Source organism: Candidatus Hakubella thermalkaliphila, from assembly GCF_013281975.1.
Taxonomy (GTDB): Bacteria; Actinomycetota; Humimicrobiia; order Hakubellales; family Hakubellaceae; genus Hakubella; species Hakubella thermalkaliphila.
This window is the reverse complement of sequence record NZ_BLRZ01000470.1, coordinates 1-554: the sequence shown is the minus strand read 5'-3', so window position 1 is coordinate 554 and position 554 is coordinate 1. Positions and strand designations below refer to the sequence as shown.

Here is a 554-nt window from a genome sequence, read left to right as displayed (position 1 = left end):
GGGGGTGGAGTAGGGAAAAATGTGGGAGTGGGGGAAGGGGCTGCACTGGTAAGGCCGTATCGTGGTGCAAGTGAGAGAGAGCAGGAAAGGATTAAGGGTTCCAAAAAAATCGGGACAACAGGCAAAGGCATAGGCCCTGTCTATGTTGACAAGGCAGCAAGGACAGGAATTAGTGTAGGCGAATTGCTTTATCCTGAGGTATTCAAGGAAAAACTTAAAAACAATCTTGTAGGCATTAACCATCTCCTTAAGGTTCTCTATAATGCCCCTGCGTTTGATTTAGATGACATATACAGCGAATACATGAGATATGCAGAAAGGCTTTCAGACTGTATTGCTGACACGGATATAATAGTCAAAAGGATGATTGATGAAAGTAAAAATCTGCTCCTTGAAGGCGCACAGGGGATACTCCTTGATGTTGACCACGGCACATATCCGTATGTTACATCCTCGATCGCTGCTGCAGGAGGAGCATGCAGAGGGCTTGGCGTCGGTCCAACACAGATCTCCTGCTCTAGCGGCATTTGTAGGGCTTACCTGCAAAGAGTGGG

1 protein-coding gene is annotated in these 554 nt (G+C 47.1%); it reads left to right on the top strand.

Annotation, left to right across the window (positions count from 1 at the left end; genetic code table 11):
* Positions 1–554 (top strand): adenylosuccinate synthetase (locus tag HW443_RS12770; protein WP_176238396.1); only part of this gene is annotated, 554 nt, incomplete at both ends.